Origin of the sequence: Candidatus Magnetominusculus xianensis (assembly GCA_001541255.1) — a bacterium.
GTDB classification, from domain to species: domain Bacteria; phylum Nitrospirota; class Thermodesulfovibrionia; order Thermodesulfovibrionales; family Magnetobacteriaceae; genus Magnetominusculus; species Magnetominusculus xianensis.
On sequence record LNQR01000103.1, the window covers coordinates 21,396 to 43,887 of the forward strand.

At 46.0% G+C, this 22,492-nt stretch carries 18 protein-coding genes; 12 read left to right on the top strand and 6 right to left on the bottom strand.

Annotated elements, in window-relative coordinates; translation table 11 throughout:
• The first annotated feature begins 14 nt into the window (after positions 1-14).
• From ASN18_RS13580 to ASN18_RS13605, 6 genes are all read left to right on the top strand, one after another.
• Positions 15-1,784, top strand: coding sequence for a sensor histidine kinase (locus ASN18_RS13580; RefSeq protein ID WP_085053326.1), 1,770 nt, complete (start codon positions 15-17; stop codon positions 1,782-1,784).
• Complete coding sequence (locus ASN18_RS13585) at positions 1,774-2,148, top strand: response regulator (RefSeq protein ID WP_085053327.1); 375 nt, start codon at positions 1,774-1,776, stop codon at positions 2,146-2,148. The genes ASN18_RS13580 and ASN18_RS13585 overlap by 11 nt, the downstream gene beginning before the upstream one ends.
• Positions 2,145-3,668, top strand: coding sequence for an HD domain-containing phosphohydrolase (locus tag ASN18_RS13590; protein WP_085053328.1), 1,524 nt, complete (start codon positions 2,145-2,147; stop codon positions 3,666-3,668). Before ASN18_RS13585 ends, ASN18_RS13590 begins: the two co-directional genes overlap by 4 nt.
• Before the next feature lie 733 nt (positions 3,669-4,401).
• The gene (locus ASN18_RS17625; protein ID WP_236861758.1) at positions 4,402-4,629 is read left to right on the top strand and encodes a Fic family protein; all 228 of its coding nucleotides are present in this window, start codon (positions 4,402-4,404) and stop codon (positions 4,627-4,629) included.
• Between the two features lie 413 nt (positions 4,630-5,042).
• Positions 5,043-5,780: an oxygen-binding di-iron domain-containing protein gene (locus ASN18_RS13600; protein ID WP_085053330.1), complete on the top strand. Its 738-nt coding sequence runs from the start codon at positions 5,043-5,045 to the stop codon at positions 5,778-5,780.
• The gene (locus ASN18_RS13605; RefSeq protein WP_085053331.1) at positions 5,777-7,885 is read left to right on the top strand and encodes a putative bifunctional diguanylate cyclase/phosphodiesterase; all 2,109 of its coding nucleotides are present in this window, start codon (positions 5,777-5,779) and stop codon (positions 7,883-7,885) included. The genes ASN18_RS13600 and ASN18_RS13605 overlap by 4 nt, the downstream gene beginning before the upstream one ends.
• Before the next feature lie 129 nt (positions 7,886-8,014).
• On the opposite strand, the gene ASN18_RS13610 is transcribed toward ASN18_RS13605, so the two are convergent.
• From ASN18_RS13610 to ASN18_RS13635, 6 genes are all read right to left on the bottom strand, one after another.
• Positions 8,015-8,194 (bottom strand): hypothetical protein, encoded by a 180-nt coding sequence (locus ASN18_RS13610; RefSeq protein WP_085053332.1) that lies wholly within the window; start codon positions 8,192-8,194, stop codon positions 8,015-8,017.
• 53 nt (positions 8,195-8,247) lie between these two features.
• The gene (locus ASN18_RS13615) at positions 8,248-10,503 is read right to left on the bottom strand and encodes a transporter substrate-binding domain-containing protein (RefSeq protein WP_085053333.1); all 2,256 of its coding nucleotides are present in this window, start codon (positions 10,501-10,503) and stop codon (positions 8,248-8,250) included.
• Entirely contained in the window at positions 10,500-14,459 is a 3,960-nt protein-coding gene (locus ASN18_RS13620) for a response regulator (protein ID WP_085053334.1), read from the bottom strand. The genes ASN18_RS13615 and ASN18_RS13620 overlap by 4 nt, the downstream gene beginning before the upstream one ends.
• A gap of 27 nt (positions 14,460-14,486) precedes the next feature.
• Complete coding sequence (locus ASN18_RS13625; protein ID WP_085053335.1) at positions 14,487-16,412, bottom strand: PAS domain-containing protein; 1,926 nt, start codon at positions 16,410-16,412, stop codon at positions 14,487-14,489.
• 152 nt (positions 16,413-16,564) lie between these two features.
• Positions 16,565-17,410, bottom strand: coding sequence for a lipoate--protein ligase family protein (locus ASN18_RS13630; protein ID WP_085053336.1), 846 nt, complete (start codon positions 17,408-17,410; stop codon positions 16,565-16,567).
• Between the two features lie 103 nt (positions 17,411-17,513).
• On the bottom strand, positions 17,514-17,858 hold the full coding sequence (locus tag ASN18_RS13635) for an ISAzo13-like element transposase-related protein (protein WP_085053337.1): 345 nt from the start codon (positions 17,856-17,858) through the stop codon (positions 17,514-17,516).
• A gap of 115 nt (positions 17,859-17,973) precedes the next feature.
• Here ASN18_RS13635 and ASN18_RS13640 point away from each other — a divergent pair, with 115 nt between their 5' ends.
• From ASN18_RS13640 to ASN18_RS17280, 6 genes are all read left to right on the top strand, one after another.
• Positions 17,974-19,509, top strand: coding sequence for a YifB family Mg chelatase-like AAA ATPase (locus ASN18_RS13640; RefSeq protein ID WP_085053338.1), 1,536 nt, complete (start codon positions 17,974-17,976; stop codon positions 19,507-19,509).
• 10 nt (positions 19,510-19,519) lie between these two features.
• A complete protein-coding gene (locus tag ASN18_RS13645; protein WP_085053339.1) occupies positions 19,520-21,256 on the top strand; it encodes an ArnT family glycosyltransferase in 1,737 nt (578 codons plus the stop codon).
• Positions 21,257-21,487: 231 nt separating this feature from the next.
• Positions 21,488-21,595: an RCKP-type rubredoxin-like domain-containing protein gene (locus ASN18_RS17860; RefSeq protein ID WP_085053340.1), complete on the top strand. Its 108-nt coding sequence runs from the start codon at positions 21,488-21,490 to the stop codon at positions 21,593-21,595.
• A gap of 41 nt (positions 21,596-21,636) precedes the next feature.
• Positions 21,637-21,834: a rubredoxin gene (locus ASN18_RS13655; protein ID WP_085053341.1), complete on the top strand. Its 198-nt coding sequence runs from the start codon at positions 21,637-21,639 to the stop codon at positions 21,832-21,834.
• Positions 21,835-21,885: 51 nt separating this feature from the next.
• The gene (locus ASN18_RS13660) at positions 21,886-22,338 is read left to right on the top strand and encodes a hypothetical protein (protein WP_085053342.1); all 453 of its coding nucleotides are present in this window, start codon (positions 21,886-21,888) and stop codon (positions 22,336-22,338) included.
• Entirely contained in the window at positions 22,319-22,483 is a 165-nt protein-coding gene (locus tag ASN18_RS17280; protein WP_157073005.1) for a hypothetical protein, read from the top strand. Before ASN18_RS13660 ends, ASN18_RS17280 begins: the two co-directional genes overlap by 20 nt.
• Positions 22,484-22,492: the final 9 nt, after the last annotated feature.

Sequence of the window (22,492 nt, forward strand, 5' to 3'; positions counted from 1 at the left end):
TCAGCGAGATAAACATGTTTAACAATGTGAAATTTGTATCGCTCAATACAAAGCTGATGGTGTTTGGGCTGTTTTGCCTGATAATGCTTGGCGTGAGTTTTTTATATGATTTTAGAAGTACTCTCGAAATAAACAATATTTCATTATGGCTGCAGAAGGCAGGTGAATTGAGATGGAGGCTTCATGAGAGCGCCGCCAAAGATTCAAATATATACGCTGCGGTCTCAGGGAATATTAACACCACTGCCGGATTACACCCGCTGAGAGACACAAGGGCACGACAGATGTCAGAGGAGTTGTTCAACAGATGGAATGCCCTAAACTCATCAGGACCAGACGCAAAAGACGCAAAGGCGGTCAAAGAACTCGACGGGGCACTGGAGGCATTTACCGTATACGTACAGGCGGATTATAAGCAAAAACTTGCGGCACTATACCGCCTCAAACTCTATATGGCGGTATTTTTTTTCTTCATGGTTATACTTGCCATATTAGTAGCACGGGCTGTTGTCACACGACCGCTCCTGATGATAATCAATGCGATAAGAAATGTCGCCGACGGGGACTTTCACACGAGGATAAACATTAGAAGCAATGACGAAGTAGGCAGACTTGCCAAATATTTCAACGTAATGACAGACGCCCTTGACAGCTCGTTTCACGAAATGGAGATACTTGCCTCGTTCCCTGAAAAAAACCCATCACCCATAACGGGTCTGCAGATTCACGGCGGGCAGCCACTGATAACATATATTAATCCTGCGGCACAGGCCCTGATTAGCTCAGATAATTTAGATCAATCGCAGCTCATCCCACCCCGGCTGAACGAAATCATAGAGAGCCTACAGTCAGAAAATAAAGACTGTACGTTTTGTGAGCTTGACATAAAAGATAAGACGTTTATTCAATATGTTCATTTACTGAAAGACAGAAAGACGATAAGGATATTTTCATACGACATAACAGAGCGCAAACACATGGAAGACAAGCTGAAGGAATACGCCGATAAACTTGAGCAAAAAGTCAAAGACCGGACAAAGGAACTTGAAGAGGCCAAACTCCTGGCCGAGGCGGCAAGCAAGACCAAGTCCGGCTTTCTGGCCAACATGAGCCATGAACTGCGTACCCCGCTGAACTCAGTCATAGGTTTTACGCAGGTACTGATAGATAAACTCTATGGAGACCTCAATGCCCGGCAGGAGCTTTATTTAACCAATGTGCTAAACAGCGGAAACCACCTGCTTGCCCTCATAAACGAGGTGCTGGACCTGTCAAGAATAGAGGCTGGCAAAATAGAGCTTGAAAGGTCTAACTTCAGCACAGCGTTGCTGCTAAGCACATCAGTTGCCATGTTTAAGGAACGGGCTATGGCTAAACGCATAAAGCTATCGGCAGAAACACAAACCGATGCGCTAATGGACGGTGATGAGCTTAGGATAAAACAAGTACTGTACAATTTACTCAGCAATGCTATAAAATTTACACACGAGGGCGGCACGGTGAGGATAACCGTGCGGGCTATTGACCAGGGCGGGGCATACATAGAAACTGCGGTTGAAGACACAGGCATCGGGATTAAGGAGGGAGACATAGAGAGGCTGTTTACAGAGTTCACACAACTGGATTCGTCATATACAAAGAGATACGAGGGGGCAGGGCTTGGCCTGGCGCTCTCGAAAAAGTTGATTGAACTGCATGGCGGTACAATCGGCGTAACAAGCGTGTATGGCAAAGGGAGCAGGTTTTATTTCACAGTGCCTGCCGCAGTGAGATATGACGCCTAAGAAGATACTGATAGTCGAGGAAAACGAAAACAACAGGCTGCTGATGAGGTCAGTTCTGAGCTATTACGGCTATGATGTTATAGAGGCGCTAAACGGAGAGGAGGCTGTGCGGGCAGCCAAAGAGACCTTGCCAGCGCTTATATTTATGGACATACAGATGCCAGTGATGGACGGGCTTACGGCTGTGAAAATCCTGAAGCACGACCCCGTAACACAGGCAATCAAGACAATTGCCGTAACCGCGTATGCAATGAAAGGAGACAGGGAGAGTATACTTGAGGCCGGATTTGACGGCTACATATCCAAGCCAATAGATACGAGACAGTTACCGGAAATCGTAAAGGAGTACATATCTCAGTCATGACAAATAAGTATAAGAAAATCCTCTGTGTGGATGACGAACCAGTAAACTTACAGCTTCTTGATGCCTTTTTGAAGCCGCAGGGTTACGAAATGCTCATGGCATCAAATGGACAAGACGCACTGGATGTGATACGCACCACCCGCGTAGACATTGTGCTTTTGGATGTAATGATGCCAGGAATGGATGGTTTTGAGGTATGCAGGTACATCAAAAAGGATGAAAAACTAAGGCATATACCGGTGATAATGATGACTGCACTCACGGACAAGAAGGAGCGCATAAAGGGAATAGAGGCGGGGGCAGAGGAGTTCCTAAGCAAACCGTTTAATTTTGCAGAGGTGCTGGCCCGCGTCAGAATGCTTATTCAGATGAAGGAACTTAATGACCGGTTGAGCTTTGCCTACAATGACATGGTCACGCTGACGACATATGGCGGGGAGCTGATGCACAGGTTTGACCCCGTGAGTTTCGATTTCCATGCATCAATAGACGAAATAATAAAACAGACATTAAGAAAAAAGACGAAAGATGATGCAAGACCAGAGGCATTCATAGTAGGAATCAGTAACGACAAGGACAACACATGGCGGTGGAACATATACAAGTATGCCGCCAATACAATAGAGACACAGTTACTGGAGGGCGGATATGAAACGCTCCTGAAGATGCCGGACCGGGGCAGCTCTGCCACCTCGGTACTAAACGCTGGGGACAGCCCGGAACTTGCCGCGTTCTTAAATGAAATACGCAAGACACATATTCAGATAGACAATGTTGTCTCCTATGTAAGCGGTTCGTTGTGTATATTTGCCTTGAACTATGGCTACACAGTGTCTTCGTATGATGCCTCGGTGCTGAATAATTTTGTAGTGCAGAGCCTGTTTCTGAAGAACCTCTCCTCACAGGTACATGAGACAGAGGATGCCTTTGAGTACATGGTATACAGCCTAGCGCGTGCGGCAGAGAGCAATGATGAAGACACGGGAAATCATATATTACGAGTTGGGCGTTACTCTGCAACGATTGCAGAGTATCTTGGCATGGATACGAGATTTATCCAGACTATCAGGCTGCAGGCAACGCTTCACGACGTTGGAAAGATTCACACACCTACGGCAATCCTGAAAAAACCAGGCCAGTTGACTTCGGCAGAGTGGCAGGAGATGAAGAGACATTCCGCATACGGAGCAAAGATAATAGGCAGCCACTACAGGCTGTCAATGGCGGCAAGCATAGCCCTGACGCACCATGAGAAATGGGATGGAAGCGGCTATCCCAATGGATTGAAAGGGGAGCAGATACCGCTGGAGGGGAGAATCGTCTCCCTTGCCGACATATATGACGCCCTGATAAACCCGCGCGTGTATAAACCCGCCTTCGACGCAGAGACCACATATAAAATCCTGACAGAAGGAGACGGTCGCGTGATGCCCCAACACTTTGACCCGCAAGTCATCAATGCGTTTAAAAATACGGTGTCACAATTTTTAGAGATATATAAAGAATTGAAAAATAACTAAAGCGGCGTGAAACTCGTTCGGCCAAGTACATATGGTTTCTTTTAACGGGGGATCCAAACTCAATATCACCTTCTACTTTCTCAGGATTGATACAGTTGTTGAACAGCCTCACTGCCTTAATACAACATACACTTGTGTATATTTAAATCTTTGTTTGTAGCGGATGTTCCTGACGAAAAGCTGTTAAAAACCATATTGGAAGAGGAGTTAGAGCAAAAGACAACTATAAGTAGCCACTAATATATAAAATATATTTTATTTATAGCTTGATAATAATGTAATAGATAGTGTACTCACTATGTATGTTGATGGGTCAATATTACCCGTAAATGGTAAGATGTAGTGGACGCGATATCTGCTGCGGGAGTCATACCGCGAGGTTAAGGCATCGCACAATAGCTAACATATCGAAATGCACACCGCAGCGATGCGACTGGCATTGCGTCAAACCTTTGAGTCAGTTTTAGCCAGTATCCCCTTAGATCGTGCAAAATCCCTTACGTTACGTGGGCACAATACCACGAGGCTTTTGAGGAAGCTCACAGGATTTTATTGTCCAGTGTTCGCGGCGAAAATAAACAGCCCTGCGAGGTGCGCACATCACAGAATTGGATTGGCGGCACGAGTATTCAAACGGCCGCTTTTATCCCGACTCATCCTCATGATTTGCCGGAACTTCTTAAAGACCTTGAATTCTTTTGGCACAGACTCCACATGCCTAATTCTGATAAAGATGGCTATTTCGCATTACCAGTTTGAGACAATCCATCCATTTAACGATGGCAATGGCAGGGTTGGTCGAATGCTAATAGGGCTTCATCTTATTGAGCTTGGGATTTTACGAAAACCGACACTTTGGATTTCTTTGAAAGATATAAAGGGGCTTATTATGACGCCCTCACGTTTGTACGTCAACGTAATGATTTGGATCAATGGATTGTCTTTTTCCTTTCAGCGGTAATTGAAACGGCAAAAAAAGTAAGGACACGTTCGAGAAAATTATCGCTCTGCGGGCGCGCTGCGAAAAACAAATTAAAGGACTTGGCCGCAGGGCAAAGCTGGCAAATAAATTATTAATGCAATTGTTTTCCAAACCGGCTTTAAGCGTTTTTACGCTGCTAAATATCTTAACATTTCAATTTCGGCGGCAAACACACTCGTGGCGGAGATGATGCACAGGATTGGCATACTTAAGGAAATCACCGGATTTTCCCGCAACCGGATTTATCTCATGCAGGAATATATCAATTTGTTTAAGTAATAGCTCATCGGGTAAGCTATTATTCAAGTTGGTGCGGCACATTTATTTTTTTTCTTGTAATAAAATAGTTAATAGTATTATATTACTGTGACTGTTGCTACAAGGAGGTTTGGATGGACAGGGTATTATATGATGACGGCAGACATAAATATATATTGATCGGTTTTGCAGATTCAGCAGACGAAAAAAGCATTCCTTCAAACCAGTATATGATTTGCCATGATGAGGTCAGCGTTTTGTTAGACCCGGGAGGGTTTGGGATGTTTCCAATTCTTGTGTCCAGAGTGCTGAAATACTCAAAAATGGAGAATATCAAGGCGATATTTCTCTCTCATCAGGACCCTGATGTTGGCGGAGGTATAAACGTCTGGGAGCAAATCACAGATGCCAGGATATATGTATCAGCCCTTTGGATTCGTTTCATCCCGCATTATGAGCTTAAAAACATGGAAAATATTGTCGGAATACACGATGGTGCAACTGAGGTTATCATTGGCGACGATTTCAAGATAAACGTAATCACTGCCCACTTTCTGCACTCACCGGGGCATTTTAACTACTATGACCCTGTGTCTAAGGTGCTGTTTAGCGGTGATATCGGGGCTGCTGTCCTGCCCTGCAGCAATGATTCAGTGTTTGCCGATGATTTTCAGTCTGTGCTGCACTGCATCGAGCCTTTTCATACCAGATACATGTCATGTAACAAGGCACTGAGGAAATGGGTTAAAGAAGTCGAGACCTACGATGTCGAGGTGATTGCCCCGCAGCATGGTTACTTGTTTCGCGGACAGGCAAAAGAGGATTTCTTAAAATGGATATACGACCTTAAGTGCGGGGTAGATTTGATATGAGTGACAGCGGCTTGAATTTTGATGCCCTAAGATGCCAGATATCCAGAGAAAACGGCAATGTCCTTGAGAATTTGATACGTGAAGATTTCCTGGTCAACGGCATAATATATTCAATCCGCGACCTTACGCAGAGACTTAAGGAAAAATGTGTGGATAACGAAGAGATTTCCTCTGATTTGGTAAAGCTGGTAGAATTTTTTAAGATATTGATGGGGTTGTTAGACAAATCTATAGTAGAGAATAAGACGACAATAAAAAACAGCCTGTTTAAATCACTCCGTGTTGTAGATGCCCTTGAGAAAAGCTCTGTAGATTCGACCATTCTTGAGAAATTGACTGCCGTTTTAATGAAGATAGTCCTCTCCAGGGAGAACGTTATAAACTGGGAAAAGCGAGCAGAGGAAATCATTAAGGATTTGTATGGTATTTACCAGTTTGATGTGTATTTCAACATATTTGAAACTAAGAATAAGAAGCTTGAGGCATACTTGTTTCTTATGAGAGATATAGACGATGACAGCAAAGGGCGTATTAAGGACAAGCTGCAGGTAGAAATACGGAGATATTTTGAAATTGCAGACATACTTGATACAATCCCTATGGAATATGTTGATGTACTGCTTGGCTCAGAAAAGTTAGAAAACGCCCCCAAAGATATTTTAATAAAAACGCATGAATACCTGACAGATACACCGGGCATAGGCGGCATACTGGGCATAGGGATGTTCCATGAAAAAGAAATAGACACTAAAGACAGGGATATAATAGAATCCCTGCTTTCAATCATGACAATGGTAACCGGCTCGGCGCGAGCGCTTTCCAAGGCAATAAGCGAACTTGAGTTTTACGCCGGACATGACCCGCTGACAGGCCTGTATAACAGGAGAATGTTTGAGCACTTTCTTGAGTACGAAGTCCTGCGCGTTAAGAGAAAGGGGTACAAGTTTTCTATGCTCATGCAGGATTTAGACGATTTTAAGTATATAAACGATAACTACGGTCACCCGTTTGGAGACCTGTTTTTGAAAGAAGTGGCAAGCACACTCAATGACTCACTCAGAGATGGTGATATTGTGGCGCGGCTTGGCGGTGATGAGTTTGCAGTCATACTAAGCGAAACAGATATTGTCAGTGGCAAAATTGTAGCAGAAAAGATTAAAAATTCATTTGCACACAAAAAGATTGAGACTCCGGACAAAAAGATAATCCCGATAAAGGCATCCATAGGACTGGTTGAGTTTCCAACTCACGGTCAAAACCGTGACGAACTTATGCTGGTAGTTGACGCAGCCCTCTACAAGGCCAAGGAACTCGGCAAAAACAAGATATTTGTACCGACAGACAATGAGATTAAAAACTCTTTGAAAGAGCAGACGCAGAAGTTTAATATCCTTCAGGAGGGTATAGACAATAGTGGTTTTATCCCATACTTTCAGCCTATTATTGATGTACCCAGCAGACGCATAGCAGGATATGAGGTCCTTGCCAGATTAAAAGACAGTTCCGGCAAGATAATTCAGGCATTTCAATTTATTAATATGGCCGAACGAATCGGAAAGATATTCGAAATCGACAGGCAGATAATTTCAAAGGCGTTTAGATATAAGAAAGAAAAAGATAACCACGACTATATGTTTATTAATCTCTCGGGCAAGGAACTCAAAGATAAACTGTTTCTGGAGTTCGTAATAGAAGAGGCAAAGGCCAATAATCTGACCCCGTCTGAGATAGTTATTGAGATAACAGAGCGGGAAGCGGCTGGAGATTTATCGAAAATTCAGGAATTCATACAAACCATAACATCTAACGGGTTTAATCTGGCAATCGATGATTTCGGAAGCGGGTATTCGTCATTTTATTATATAAAGTATATTCCCGTTAATTTCCTAAAAATAGACGGCGAGTTTATCAAGGAGCTGGCCACAGGCGACGTAAGAGATTATGCGTTTGTTGAGAGTATCCAGACGTTATGTTCAAAGTTAAAGCTGAAGACCATTGCTGAGTTTATTGAAAGCCAGAAAATAATGGAAATCATTGGGGAGATAGGCGTGAATTACGGGCAGGGGTACCATCTGGGTATGCCTTCTGCTGATTTTGTTACGTAGCGCTCCAATTTTATTTTCGATTCGGCACCCTAGTAAGGCACTCATCCCCAGGCGGCCTGTGTTTTGTCCCGCCGAGGGAATGCCCAATATTTTACACCCCCGATATTTTACATCTTAGCATGATGGTCTCTACTTCTTTTTATAAACATTAAGTCCAATCTTCACCTGCTCTGCCCCTGAGACGGACTGGTTTCCTTCCGTAGAGGCGATTATAATGGTCTTGCCCGATGACGACAACCCAAACTCCTTAGTAATATCTACTTTAATTGTTAACATATTTCCTTCGAGAGTCATTTCTACATTTTTCATGGTTGTTCTCCTTATCGGTTTTATTTACGCCCTGTATAATATATTATTCCTTGTTAAACTTTTCTTATTGAGTTAACATTGATAAACCAGCCCAGAATTGCATCCTCTCCCTCATACTTTATCTTCATATAAGTGACTAGTAAATCGGCAACATTGCCGTCAGTAGAACGCATCTGCAGTTCGTAGTTGCGGGCTATTCCATCGCGGTCCATAATTTGTATAAGACGCTCGCGGTCATCGGGATTGACATATGCCTTTACTGTTACATCTCCCGGCAACAGGCTTGTCCACTGCGTGAATGTATGGTTGCAAAACCTTAAAATTCCGCCTGTTGAGATGCCAATACCTATGGGGCTGCTGTGAAGCATCTCCTGAAACTCCCTGTTTTTTTTCTCAAGCTCCTGTCTTGAGTGCAGCATCAGCTCTGCCGCCTGTTTCTCCTCAGTTATATTCCTAACGTTTGCCTGAAGGAATTCAGAGCCGTCGGCCCCCATTTTCGTCAATGTGACAGTCGTGGAGAAATCCTCACCGTCAATGGTCTTATGTGTCCACTCGAAATAATTATATCCCTGTTCCATTGCCTTTCCAATGGCCTGTGGTGCCTTATTCGAAGAGAGTACTCCATCAGGCTGATATTCCGGAGATAAATCCCACGGCCCCAGCTTAACAAAGTCCTCCTCTGAGGATACCTTGAAAAGCCTCAGAGTAGCAGGATTGGCAGACTTAAATCTCCAATCAGGCGGGGCCAGCGTCATAATAGCATCCTGTGAGTGTTCAAAAATAGCCCTATACTGCTCTTTTTGCCGGTTTGCTAGTTCCATAAGCTGCCGGGTGTTCAGATTACGTTCAATTATTATGAGATTCATCGCTATGACAGGGATAAGTTCATTAAGAATAGGTTCGTGGCTCTTGTTAAAATCATTCAACGCGGCAAGCTCGACAACACCAAGCACGCTGTCTATATGTTTAACCGGATATAAGGCGATATGCCGTGGGCGGAGTTCTAAGGCCCCGCATGAAATGGTGATATGAGGGTCAGTTCCGGCATTACCTGAATCACTGGAATCACCGGAATCACCGGAATCGATTGATATTTGCTGCATTTCCCTTGCACACTGCCCGATAAGCCCCTTGCCCAGGGCAAATGTACGGTTCATATCAGTAGGACAGGCACCATAACCACCCGCAGGCCTGAAATGGTTTTCACTCCTGTCAAATACATAGAACACCCCATAGCTGGCATTTAGCACTGGCGCAATGTTTGTCATAAATGTTTGTGCCAGTTCCTCAACCGTTGCGGCAGTGTGCAGCCTCGATGAGATTTCAGCAATCTGTGACTTGATTGCTGAGATGAGTTCAAGATTTCGTGTATATTCCTTAAGTTCTTCCTGAACCCTGTTGCGCTCACGCATGATACGCACTAATCTCCTGTTCCACAGGAAAACAAATATCACAATAACTATCAATGCCCCAACAATCGGCCCTACTGTCTTCCAGTCAATGCCGGGGTCATATTTGATGGATATCCAACGGTACTTTATCTTGCGTAATTCCTCCTCATTCATACTCCGCAGCGCCTTACTCATGGCAGAGGCAAGGAGCGGCCAGTCCTTCCTGACGCCTATTGCCAGGTCATGCATGTATGGGGTTGATGCCGCTATCTTTAAATTGGACAGACCTATTTTATCTATATTAAAGCTTACCGTGCCAAGATTATCTATGAGGGCGTCTACTGTGCCCGTAGAGAGTTCCTTCAATGCGGTCTCGATATCCGGCAGTTGCACAAGTGACAAACGGGGATGCTCAACCTTAAGGCGTGCCTCAATTATCAAGCCCTTTACTATGCCTGTTTTTATTTTATACAGGTCGTCAAATCCCTTAATTGTAGTATTTTTACGGGTAACGATTACAGATGGATTGGTGGTATATGGTTCGGTGAACAGCAAAAACTTCCGCCTCTCATCAGATGGTGTTATCTTGGGGATGATGTCAATCTCTCCTGTCTTTGTTTTCTCAAGTGCGTCTTTCCACTTCATGTCCTTTTGCGCAACTATGGTAATATTAAGGCGTTTGGCCAGCTCTGTAATAATTTCTGCGCTCAGTCCCATGTAACGGCCCCGTTCGTCTACAAATTCAAATGGCGCCCTGTTTGTGTCTATCCCCAGGCGGAACTGTTTACCTGCAATGAATGTCCGCTCCTCATCGGTCAATTCAAGTTTTTCTCCCTTTTTAGGCGCATCGGCGCTGGTCGTTGACAGCCCCAGTATTAGTATTAATAACAGCAGGATATATACCAATAACCTCTTCATAGTTCAACCCCTATGGCGGCAGCCGCTTCTTTCAATTTCTCAAGGGCATCTTCAAATTCAAACCCCGATATAAGGGTATTTATCTGCCTTGCCGCTTCCCCATGTCCAAGGGCAGTTAGTTTATCCATTATCCCTCCGGCTGTCTCAGCAGCGCCTGGGTCGTCTTCGGCAAGCATTGCGGCAAACTTCTGAATTTCTTCAGCAAGGGCAGCGGTGTCAATTGGCACAGAGTCGGCGGTCTGTGATTGCTCAACGGGTGCAGGCATTGCCTCTGAAATATTCGCTAACTGCACTTTTAGTGCCTCCTCCAGAGTCCGTAACGGCTCAGGCAGCTCGTTTGTCTTAGTGTTTTTTAGCAGCCCTTCAACCGTTGCCGCAGCCTTAAACACTTCATCTGCCCCTATGTTACCAGCCAAGCCCTTAACAGTGTGTGCCTCACGTGTTGCTGTCTCATAGTCAGCGCGTGCGGCAGCGGCATTTATCCTGTCTATGACATCGGCCTGTGTCTGTGTAAAACGTGTTATCAGCTTTTTTAGCAGAGTTGCGTTACCGCCTACGCGGCGCAGGGCTGTTTTAAGATCAAGGCCGACAATATCTGGCAGGGCATCTTCATGTGGTTTTGGCTGTTGTTTGATATCAGGGGCATCTGCTGGTTTTATCCAGAGCGCCAGCGTAGTAAACAACTGTACGACATCTATGGGTTTTGCAATGTGGTCGTTCATGCCGGCCTGGATACACCTTTCCCTGTCTCCGGCCATCGCGTTTGCAGTCATGGCTATGACAGGGAGGCTGGCAAAGCTATCGTCTTTACGAATCTCTCTGGTGGCCTCAAACCCGTCCATAACGGGCATCTGGCAGTCCATCAGGACAGCGTCATATTTGTTGGCCTTTACTTTTTCAAGCGACTCAAGTCCATTTACGGCAACATCAACCCTCATGCCAGCGTCTTGCAGTATCTCAATGGCTAATTCCTGGTTGACTTCGTTATCTTCGACAAGCAGTACATATGCCCCGCGCATTGACTTTTCGGCTTCGTGATGGTCGTCTCTCCGGCTTCGCTTAACGTCTTTGACAACCTGTTTGCCGAGGGCTGTCAGTATACTGTCAAGCATGGTTGACGGACTTACCGGTTTTGTCAGCAGACCGTCTATTTTTATATCCTTTGCCTGGTGCATCAACTCATCACGGCTGTATGCAGTAGCCATGATAAAGGCTGGGATGTCGGCCAGCTTAACATCTGAACGAATGCGGCGGATTGTCTCTATGCCGTCCATCCCCTGCATACGCCAGTCCATAAACACAACACGGTAGGACATACCTTGGCGCTGTGCGCTCATCAGTTCCTCGATAGCCTCGGTACCGCTTTTGACCGCTGTGGCATTAAACTTTAAGGCAGTCAGCATGGATTGGAATATCTCCCGCGCGCTTGGATTGTCGTCAACAACCAGCACCCGAAGTCCATGTATGTCACCAGCAGCGGCTGACAATCGCCTTTGTGTGGGTTGTAGTCCGAACTTTGCCGTGAAATAAAAAGTACTGCCAACGCCTGGCTCACTTTTTACGGCGATTTGTCCGTCCATCATCTCAACCAGCCGCTTGCTTATTGTAAGCCCTAATCCCGTGCCGCCGTACTTGCGGGTCGTTGAGGTGTCAGCCTGGGAAAATGCCTTAAACAACTTATTCTGCTGCTCCTGGGTAAGGCCGACGCCGGTGTCAGTTACGCCGAAATATAAACGCACAGTATTGGGCTCGTCGCCGTCTGCCTCCTTTGAAATATTTATAATAATCTCTCCCTTTTCGGTAAACTTGATGGCATTGTTTGTGAGATTTATCAACACCTGCCCCAGCCTCAGCGAATCACCGACAAGGGCAGTTGGGACATCGATGTCTATGTTGAACAGGAATTCAAGGGATTTCTCCTGTGTCTTTATGGTTGACAGGTCGGCAATATGTTCTAGCACATCCTCCAGGTAGAAGCTGCTTTGCTCGAACTGCAGTTTTCCGGCTTCAATCTTGGAGAAATCCAGGATATCGTTAATGATGCCAAGCAGATTCTTTGCCGCAGCGTCAACCTTCTCCATATAGTTTCGCTGTTTAGAGTTCAGCTCTGTCTGCAGGGCCAAACGGGTCATGCCGATGATGGCATTCATTGGGGTGCGAATCTCGTGGCTCATGTTGGCAAGAAAGTCAGACTTCATCTTAGTCGCCTCCTCGGCGATTTCTTTTGCCCGCCGTATTTCTTCCTGAGCGTTGATGAAATCTGTAACATCCTGATTAACACCATACATGTCGGTCGGCTTGCCCTGTGCGTTTTTTTTGACGATACCTACATCGCGTATCCAGACCACACGCCCGTCAATCGGACGCTTATAGGCATAGGTGCTGTCAAAAACAGGGATATTTCCGGCAACGGCATCGTTGAAGTTCTCTAATGTAGACTTTGCCGCTGCCTCATCCCCCTCTTCGACATGGACAAGCCAATCCTCTTTGAGGCGGTAACGATAGTCAGAATTAGGGATGTCTCCAAAGATTGCAACTGCGCGCTCAGATAAATTATACCAGCCGGAGCCGTCAAGAGGGACGTGCCAGTAACCGGACTTCGACAGTTGCAGCGCTGTATCGGCCAGAAAATTCGCCTTTTTTACCGCCATCTCACCCCTGATGCGCTCTGTAATATCGCGAAATACTACCACTATACCAACAAGTGTGTCACCTTTATGAATTGGCGTCGTGGTATATTCGACGTGAAAATAGCTGCCATCCTTGCGCCACAGGACTTCGTCCGAAATGCTGCGGCTTGTGCCGTCTCTTGTTGTCATGTGTATGTGGCATTCAGTCCTTGCATATGGAGTGCTGTCTATGTGGGCATAGTGGATTGCTGCGTGCATTTGTTCACCAATGAGTTCCTCTTCGGTGTAACCCAGCATCGCTGCGCTGGCGTTATTGGCATACAGTATTATCCCCTGGCTGTCAAGCAGGCATATCCCATCTTTTATCGAAGACAATATAAGACGGCTTCGTTCCTCTATTTGAGCAAGTACTGCCCTGCTTTCTTCGAGTTCGTCCTTACGCGCCATGAGCTGCTGTTCAGATACGCTCAGTGCCTGTGCCTGTGCCTGCGTTTTTTGAAGCAACTGCTGAGTTTCAATACCGGCAGACAGAATCTCCATATTCATTGCCACAATCGGGAGCAGACTATCAAGAAACATCATCTGCTCCTCAACAAATGCCCCCATCGTCCCAAGCTCAATAACCGCAATCACCTCATCGCGGTGAATCACCGGGACAACTGCTATGGCAGAGACATTCAGTGCCCCCGGCCCGATCTGGGTTGATATGATGGTGTCTGATGTTTCAAACAATAAGTTCATGGCCCTCCTGTCACTGGCAGCCTGACCAATTATCCCCTCTCCCCATTTGTAATTGCGTATTGTGCATGTGTCGCCACAGGCATAGCCCCCGACCCACTGAAGCTCTTTGCAGTTAGAATCGCTCACGTAATATGCCCCATATATAAGCCCCATAATTGGTGCGAGCTTCGATGTCAGCTCGCCTCCGAAATCGGCAAACGTGGCACACCTCTGAATAGCATGGGCAATCTCTGTAACATGTTCGTTCATCCATGTTTTCTTTGCTTCCTCTACAGCAAACTGTCTCAGCGCCTCAAGTGAACGAGCTACCTCACCGAATTCATTTTCCAGTGACTGTAACGGAATCTCACTGTTTATTTTGCCTTTTGACAGCTCAACGATACTCTCCTGAAATAGCTTTAACGGTCTGGTGATCGAACCGGTAAATAAATATGATAACAGTATAAGTATAGACACCCCTAACAGCGCGCAAAGACGTGGATAGTCAGAAAAACCCGTTAAGATAAGCATAACTATTACAGCGCTGGTGAATGCCGTCATGCGCTGGGACACTGGCACGTTTTCAAAATATTTTCTCAATTTCATATTTGTACCAATCTTAATTGGCGTACATTATTGTAACTTGTTCAATGTGCCTGTTTGTCGTAATGTGATATTGCGAAACACCACTACTGTTCCAACAATTGTGCCGTTTTTATATGTCGGCGTTGCCGTATATTCAACAGGGAAAGCTGTCTTATTTTTTCTCCAAAGGACTTCGTTAGTGACGGTTCGTGCTTGACCGTCCTTGCCTGTCATAAACATCGGGCATTGTTCCTGCGGGAATTCTGACCCGTCTGGAAACACATAGTGAATCGTAGGGCAGCCTGTCAGTTCCTCCACGCTATAGCCCAGCATAGCAGCCCCGCTGTTGTTTATGAAGGTTGTTACCCCATCAGTATCCAGCCCTATAATGCCGTCTTCAACGGAATTCAGAATAAGTTGGCTGCGTTGTTCGACATGCAGGAGGGCAGTTCTGCTTTCCTGAAGCTCAGTGCGCTGCTGTATGAGGGCCTCTTTTTGGGCAGCCAACGCTTCAGCTTGTTCCTCCATAAGGCGTGTCTGTTCGGCAAGGCGTTTGTTATTTTCCTCAAGTTCATCATGCCGTGAGATAAGTTGTTGTTCGGAGGCGGCAAGTGCGAGGGTCTGTGCCTGAGAGTTTTGAAGCAGTTGTTGTGTCTCGATTGTTCCAGAGAGGATTTCTGTATTCATGGCAATAACCGGAATCAGTGCATCGATGAATGCCCTTTGATTATCTGTAAATTCCTCTTCTGTCGTTGCCATTTCAAGCACTGCAAGGACTTCATCGTTATGCACAACTGGCACTATGTATACTGCGTTAATGGCAATTGTACCCAAACCGCAGCCGGTACCTATGTGCCCCTGTGAAGAGAGTTTAATCGACAGAGGGGTTTTATTGCTGGCCGCCTGCCCGACAAGCCCCTGTCCAAAGACGAATTGGCTGTAGTTAGATGAGTCATCACAGGCATAACCGCCAGTCCTTATTAACATGCCCTGCTTAACATAGTAAAAAGCCCCGTATATCAACCTCATAGTGGGGGCTATTTTAGAGGTCAGCTCATTGCCAAAGTCTGAAAAAGACACACACCTCTGCAAAACCCTGGCAATATCGGCTGTTTGTTTCTTGATAAATGTGTCGTTTGCCTCCCTGACAGCGACTTGCCTTAGCGTATCGAGGGCACGGCTCAGTTGTCCGAATTCATTTTTGTCAGATTTAAAGGCTATCGTACCGGTAAAATTCCCCTCTGAAAGCTCAACAATATTGTCTCGAAAGACACTCAATGGGCGCAACAGCAAACGGACAAATATGTATGAAATCAGAATGAGGATAATTACACTGAATACGGCATAAATAAATACGTGTATCAGCTCAGTCTCATAGATTGCCTGAGATGCTTTATATGTTTCTTTTGCCCTGCCTTCAGCAAAATCAACGATTTGGTCCATTGTTTTTAACAGCAGAGGCCACGGATTGCCTGGATGTGAGTCACGCATATGCTCTAATGCCTCCTGGGTATTGCCTTGCTTTGCGGCATCTATTTCTACCTGAACATATGTCAACAACTGGCGGTATAGGTTTATTGCCTCCTCGACTTGTGTCTTATCGCCTAAATAACGCTCCTTAGCCAGTTTCATATAGTTGTTAAACCTGTCTTCGTTTTCCTGTTTATTCTTCAGGAGTTGCTCGCGTGCTTCAGTGTTTGTTTCAATTACATACTCGCGTACAATGCGTCTGTGAAGCAATGCTAGTATCTTAGCGTCTTTTATAGCGTTGGTAACGGTATGGGGGTGATCATAAAGCACTCGCGCGCTTTCGGCCATTTGCGCTAGCTGGGGAATATTTGAAAAGTTTGTCCACAAGAGCAGCGCTAAAGATATGACAACAAAACCCATCGCACGTTGAGTTATGCTCAGCCTCTCTAAATACCTTATTATATCAATAGATTTTAATGCTTTCTTGCGTATGTTGTTCAACATTAGATTATCTTATCCCGAATTATTGTGCCGTCTTTTGTTGAGATGGTAAAGTGATTAAAGTATAGCTCTTTCTAACAGAATGTGTCAAACGCCAGTGATTTTCAGTGAAAAAATGTCTTGACTTTTGAGCAGCATATTACAGGACATTGCCGCTACTTACGAAACGTCCACTGCTGCGACTGATACTTCTTTTGCAGCTCCACAGCCAGTGACAATTCCTCCTCTGACAGATGACCGGATTGAAGGCACACGCTAAAGACATCCCCGAAGGCATCAACAACGGCGGTGGCAACCGATGACAGCGTTATAGATTTGTCAAACTCTCTGAGGCCAGCAAGACCTCCGTCCAAACTATTTGAAAACTCTAGCCCGGCTCCTCCGGTTGTGAATACCGTCAGAAGCATTGCGTGGTTTACTGAAAGTGGAATGGAGCCTTGCTCAAGCAGCGCACCCTTGCATACCTTTTGAGGATATATCTTTTGAGCTGCACCGAGGATTTTTCTTCCACTTATGGTTATCTCACTGTACGATGCTGCTGAGAAACACATGGGGTTGCCAGTTGAGGGGCTGGCCTCTGAACGCCGCAGCCGCCGTTGAGTCATCTCGCAGCTTAGTCCGAGGCGTTTAAATGCCAGAAAGAATGCCGACCCTATAGCCTTGTAATTGTCAAGCACGCTCTCTGAAAAAGGGGCAGTGTGTGTGCCGGTTGAAAAACTAAACGTCAGCTCGTCGTCGTGGACGATTGCGCGCCCTCCGGTAGGCCGCCGTACAACTGGGCAATTCATAGCCCTGCACGCCTCTGTATTTATTGTCCCGATACGTTGAAATGCCCCTATTGTAACCGAAGGGACTGCCCAGCCGTAAAACCTTAAGGTCGGCGGGGAAACTCCGGCCTCAACCATAGCAGCAACCGCCTCATCTGCCGCCATATTGAAACTTGCGTCGTTTACTGAGTACTCTATCAGTCTCCATACGCTGACGGCAGCTCGTGTATTCATTATGACACCATTTTAGCACACATGAATTGGTCACAGCAAAGACAGTAGAAATTTACTGATTAGCCCTTGCGTTTTAGCAGCTTAGGAGTTGTAAATAAATAACTCATCTGTTTTGTATTAAGTTTGGATAAATAGTATAGTTCCAGTCATTTTCATGAAAAGTAGCTGGTTCTATTTTAACTTTCATCGTCTGCTCTTTGCTAATCTTCAAACCTGTTGGATACTGAGATGTGTCAAGTTCCGCATGAATACGAAAACCTGCTGTTGTAGTTGTATTCGCAATAAGATTAACAATTACTTCATGATTAATCAAAGGACGACCACCCACTCGTTTGCGTATTCGGGAAGCAGTTTCTGTTTCCTTCAGGGTTTCTTGCTTTTTCCCCAATTCACGTTTGCCAAGCCGTATCGTAGTCTCTCCAGCGAAAGCTGGAATCCAGGAAAGCATCGGTCGGAATAAAAAAATAGGCTATTTCTGCTTAAACTTTCAAATGCGTTTGCCCTGGCCCAGTACCAACAATCCTTGCACTTTTGTATAGAGAACTACTATAATCTTTATTGCTATGCTTTCAAAAGTGCTTAGTGCTGCAATTGCAGGCGTCAATGCCCATTTGGTCGAGGTCGAGGTCGATATTGCCTCAAAGGGGCTTCCTCATTTCTCCATTGTCGGGCTGCCTGATACTACTGTCAAAGAGAGCAAGGACAGGGTTCGTGCCGCTCTCAAGAACATCGGCTTTTCATTCCCTCTTAAACAGATAACCGTAAACATGGCCCCGGCAGACTTGAAAAAAGAAGGCTCCGCATTTGATTTACCTCTGGCGGTTGGAATTTTGGCCTCCGAGGGCGCTATACCAAAGGATAAGCTGAAGGATTTCCTCATCACCGGTGAACTCTCCCTCGACGGAAGCCTGAAACCCACAAGAGGCTGCCTCTCGATGGCAATTGCGGCAAGCAGGGCATCTCTTGACGGCCTGATCCTGCCCTATGAAAACGCAGCCGAGGCATCTGTCGTCGAAGGCGTAAAGATATACGGACTGAAGCACCTGACCGATGTTATCGAGTTTTTTAATAACGGCTCTGCCTTCACCCCTTGTGTTACCGATGTATCAAGGGTCATGGCGGAGTCATCAGTTTATGAAGAGGATTTTACTGACGTAAAAGGACAGGAACACGCCAAGCGCGCCCTTGAAGTCGCAGCTGCCGGAGGTCATAATATTCTAATGATAGGCCCGCCCGGCGCCGGTAAGACCATGCTTGCAAAACGCACGGCCTCTATTTTGCCTCCAATGACATTCGACGAGGCCATCGAGACAACCTCTATACACAGCGTTGCGGGATTCCTCAAAACCGATGTACCCATACTTGCGAAACGCCCGTTCAGGTCCCCGCATCACACCATATCGGACATCGCCCTGATAGGCGGCGGGCAGATGCCCAGGCCCGGTGAGGTCTCCCTGTCACACAATGGCGTCCTGTTTCTTGATGAGCTGCCGGAGTTCAAACGAAACGTCCTTGAAGTCCTGAGGCAGCCTATCGAAAATGCCGAGGTGACTATTTCAAGGGCTGCAGCCTCTATAAACTATCCTGCGTCGTTTATGCTCATAGCGGCCATGAACCCATGCCCCTGCGGTTATTCCGGCGACACCCGCCGCCCCTGCATCTGCTCTCCTTCACATATTCACAGATACAGAAGCCGTGTTTCCGGCCCTCTGCTTGACCGTATCGATATACATGTTGATGTCCCCAATGTGCCGTACAAGGAACTCTCAGCCGCTACATGCGGCGAGTCATCAGCACAAATCAGGGAGCGCGTCAACAAGGCCAGAGACCGCCAGACCGAACGATTCAAACAACAAGATAAGATTTACTCTAACGGCCAGATGAAGACACGGCATATCAAAAAATACTGTACTCTGACGCCCGATGCCCAGCGCATCTTTGACCTTGCAATGGAACGGCTTGGTCTTTCTGCCCGCGCATACTCAAGGATATTAAAAGTCTCAAGGACAATAGCTGACCTCGACGCCTCTGACGCCATCATGCCGCGACATATCTCAGAGGCCATTCAGTACAGGACACTTGACAGGGTGGCGCTCTAACTGCGTCTTTATGAAAAAAGTTAAAGCAATAAATAACGCTGTGCCCACCGCCCTAAATCCTGCCCACGTAAATCCAACAGTAGAGCGCGCCGCTGTTGCAGTGTTGTTTCTCTGCTTTGCCGTTGTCCTTTTTATGTTTACGCTTAAAGAGCCATACCACTATGACACGGTGCTGTATATGAAGACCGTGGATACGTTTAAAGATACCTCAAAGCTCCAGTGTTTTTTCGATGCACGGTGCGCCACCGGCTATACGCTTGTTCCCCTGAGCATATTAATAGGGAAACTAACACTGCCGGTAACCATGGCACTGAGCGCCCTGTTCGGTCTGTTTTTTTATTATATGTGGATAAAGGAACTTGCGGGATTTAGGGCGGCCTTCGTCTCGACGCTTTTTTTATTTATAACCCCTGCTGCCCTGATGACCATTACACATCTCAAGGAGGATTTCATCGGTCTTATGTACTTGTCTGCCGCCCTGTGGCTTTCAGGCAGAGGGCGTCCCTCGTACTGTAAGTATATCTCCGGGGTGGTGCTGGGGCTTGCGATACTTTCTAAGGATACGATAACGCTGTTTCTGCCATTTTTCGCTTTTTACATATATGTCAATATGGCCGATATTAAAAACAGCTGGACTGATATATTTAAAACAGCTAATCTCAAAAAGGGGCTGCTTAAAGTTGGAATAATCATGGGCGCTGCCCTTGCCGTATCATTCATCATAGACAGCTCGCACTTTATAGGTCTGATTCGCAAGACCAAGTCCCCGTATGACGGGCAATTTCTTGGTGTGTTTTCAGAGCTTTTCCCTATGGGGGTTTCTTTTTGGAGATACGGTGTTGGAAGTTTCCTGTTTATTTGTCAGTTTATCGGCCTTGCAGCGCCTTTTTTGGTGAAGGACAGGGCGAAAAAGCTCATATACCTTGCATTTGCCGTTCAGTTTTTGGCGATTTCTGATTTCTACTGTAATATCACCGTGGTAAAGTACAGGCACTTCCTGTGGCAGGGGGTTATGTCTTTTCCGATTATGGCAGCGGCGCTTGATGAGATATTAAAAAGATACAACATAAAAGAACCCCTGTCAAACGCATTAGTCTATGGTGCATCAATTATTGTTTCAATTGTATTGTTTATGAGCGTCTATCCTGCCCTTGTGTTTCACACCAGATATAATCCGGTTGCTGATTTCTTCAAAAACGCTGATATTGCAAAAGATAATGCGATGGTCTTAGGGATGGACAACTGTGTGTTCGTACCGTATTTCATGGGCCTGCAGTGTGGTATTCACCCGCTCAACCCGTCTGAAGCCCAGGCCAGTGAATATGCACGCGGCGTTTTATCAAGTCTGCAGAGCGGGAAAACAATATATCTGCTCCCTGATTTTTTCTCATATGACAGAGACGGTCAGCTTAGTAAGGAGTTTTCAGAACTCTTCACAGGACGCGTTGTGTACAGGAACTGGTTTGCTGATTTTCATGCGATGGACTATGGTTATTCCCCAGACACCCTGAAAGACAATCTGCTCAGGCAATACCCACCCGGCACATGCGGCATAACATATGACAAAACTGGAGACGACACCATATCTACCAGCAGGACAGAAGGCGTACCCGTAGAAATATACACATACAAACTACAGTGCGGCAGCAGCGTAAACACAATGAACGCAGCCGTAATAAAGGGGCGGGCATTTACCGGACTTGAGGTAAAAGGAATAATGCAACTATTGCCTAAGAGCGGGACATAAATAAAAAAATACTTGAAACGGCAAAATATTTACAGTAGAATTATTTAATTTCTGGTCTGTGTTAATTGATTTCGGCACTTGACGTGGGACTTTGGTTACTGGTAAAATTATAAGTAGCAGCTTGCAGATGTACAAATCTAAATTATACAGCATGTATTTGTGGTTCTGGTGTGTGCCGCCAGTTAAATAGGGCCCACTGGTAAAGCCAGATAGTAAAGGAGGTGCAGAAAAGTGGCAGTATTTAAGTGTGAGAAATGCGGAGCAGAAAAAGAAGGTAGATGTAAGCCTCAGAAGTGTCCTAAGTGTGGAGAAAAGGCTACAATGAAAAAAGAAGAGTAACCAGCGCTGTAATATAAATAAGAGAGGTTGAGAAATTTGCCATGCCCGACACAGAAGAAAAAGAGGAGAGAGAGGCTCACAGAGAGTACGTATGTGGGCTTTGTGGCTATATATATAATCCCGCCAAAGGGGACAAGAAGCAAGGCATCCCCAAGGGTGTACCCTTTGGGGAGCTGCCAGAAGACTGGGTGTGTCCACTTTGCGGGGTGGGGAAGGCAAGGTTTTCCCCTATGCTTTAAAAACAGGTACCCATCAGCGGTACCCCTTTTATCATAAGGAGGGTCACGGTTATGTGCATGGATCATACATTTAAATGCAGCTGCGGGGCGCAGGAAGTCAGCATAAATTTCAGAAATGAGATACTACCGCCGGAGACATTGATGGGGCTGTACTGCCCTGAGTGCAGCAAGGGTGTTGCATTCAATCCTGATACAATGATTCGCGACAACAACTGGGTTTTAGAATACGAAATGGACATAGCGCGCCTGATGGCAAAGAACCTGCCAGCCGAACATTTGAGAAACCTCTCTCCAGAGGTAATATTCGACGAGGACTACTGTTCCTGGCGTGGTATCTACCCGAACGACCATGTAGACAGCATTCGGGAGAAAGAGGAAATCGTATCAAAAGCCAAGGTCAATCCGAAGCAGTACTTGCAGGAGATAAAGTCATGGGCAAACACGCGCATGGAGCGCCTTAAGAGCCAGGGCTGGAGGAAGGCACATGAGCGGGTCACAGTTTAAGGAAAAACCAGCGTGTGCCGTAATCAGGTCAGCCGTCCCGGATGTGGTAACGTGTTCGTCGTGCGGGGCAGAACTTGAGATGTGGAGCGACGAGGACGAAGCACTCTGCAGAGGCTGCAATATGTACGTAAAGCGAGTGAGTTAAAATACAACA

Excerpts from the sequence above, each read along its gene's own strand:
- ASN18_RS17625 (WP_236861758.1), top strand. The coding sequence starts at position 4,402 with ATGGCTATTTCGCATTACCAGTTTGAGACAATCCATCCATTTAACGAT.
- ASN18_RS13620 (WP_085053334.1), bottom strand. The coding sequence starts at position 14,459 with ATGAAATTGAGAAAATATTTTGAAAACGTGCCAGTGTCCCAGCGCATG.
- ASN18_RS13640 (WP_085053338.1), top strand. The coding sequence starts at position 17,974 with ATGCTTTCAAAAGTGCTTAGTGCTGCAATTGCAGGCGTCAATGCCCAT.
- ASN18_RS13630 (WP_085053336.1), bottom strand. The coding sequence starts at position 17,410 with ATGAATACACGAGCTGCCGTCAGCGTATGGAGACTGATAGAGTACTCA.
- ASN18_RS13585 (WP_085053327.1), top strand. The coding sequence starts at position 1,774 with ATGACGCCTAAGAAGATACTGATAGTCGAGGAAAACGAAAACAACAGG.
- ASN18_RS13625 (WP_085053335.1), bottom strand. The coding sequence starts at position 16,412 with ATGTTGAACAACATACGCAAGAAAGCATTAAAATCTATTGATATAATA.
- ASN18_RS13605 (WP_085053331.1), top strand. The coding sequence starts at position 5,777 with ATGAGTGACAGCGGCTTGAATTTTGATGCCCTAAGATGCCAGATATCC.
- ASN18_RS13635 (WP_085053337.1), bottom strand. The coding sequence starts at position 17,858 with ATGCTTTCCTGGATTCCAGCTTTCGCTGGAGAGACTACGATACGGCTT.
- ASN18_RS13580 (WP_085053326.1), top strand. The coding sequence starts at position 15 with ATGTTTAACAATGTGAAATTTGTATCGCTCAATACAAAGCTGATGGTG.
- ASN18_RS13615 (WP_085053333.1), bottom strand. The coding sequence starts at position 10,503 with ATGAAGAGGTTATTGGTATATATCCTGCTGTTATTAATACTAATACTG.
- ASN18_RS17280 (WP_157073005.1), top strand. The coding sequence starts at position 22,319 with ATGAGCGGGTCACAGTTTAAGGAAAAACCAGCGTGTGCCGTAATCAGG.
- ASN18_RS13590 (WP_085053328.1), top strand. The coding sequence starts at position 2,145 with ATGACAAATAAGTATAAGAAAATCCTCTGTGTGGATGACGAACCAGTA.
- ASN18_RS13660 (WP_085053342.1), top strand. The coding sequence starts at position 21,886 with ATGTGCATGGATCATACATTTAAATGCAGCTGCGGGGCGCAGGAAGTC.
- ASN18_RS13645 (WP_085053339.1), top strand. The coding sequence starts at position 19,520 with ATGAAAAAAGTTAAAGCAATAAATAACGCTGTGCCCACCGCCCTAAAT.
- ASN18_RS13600 (WP_085053330.1), top strand. The coding sequence starts at position 5,043 with ATGGACAGGGTATTATATGATGACGGCAGACATAAATATATATTGATC.
- ASN18_RS13655 (WP_085053341.1), top strand. The coding sequence starts at position 21,637 with ATGCCCGACACAGAAGAAAAAGAGGAGAGAGAGGCTCACAGAGAGTAC.
- ASN18_RS13610 (WP_085053332.1), bottom strand. The coding sequence starts at position 8,194 with ATGAAAAATGTAGAAATGACTCTCGAAGGAAATATGTTAACAATTAAA.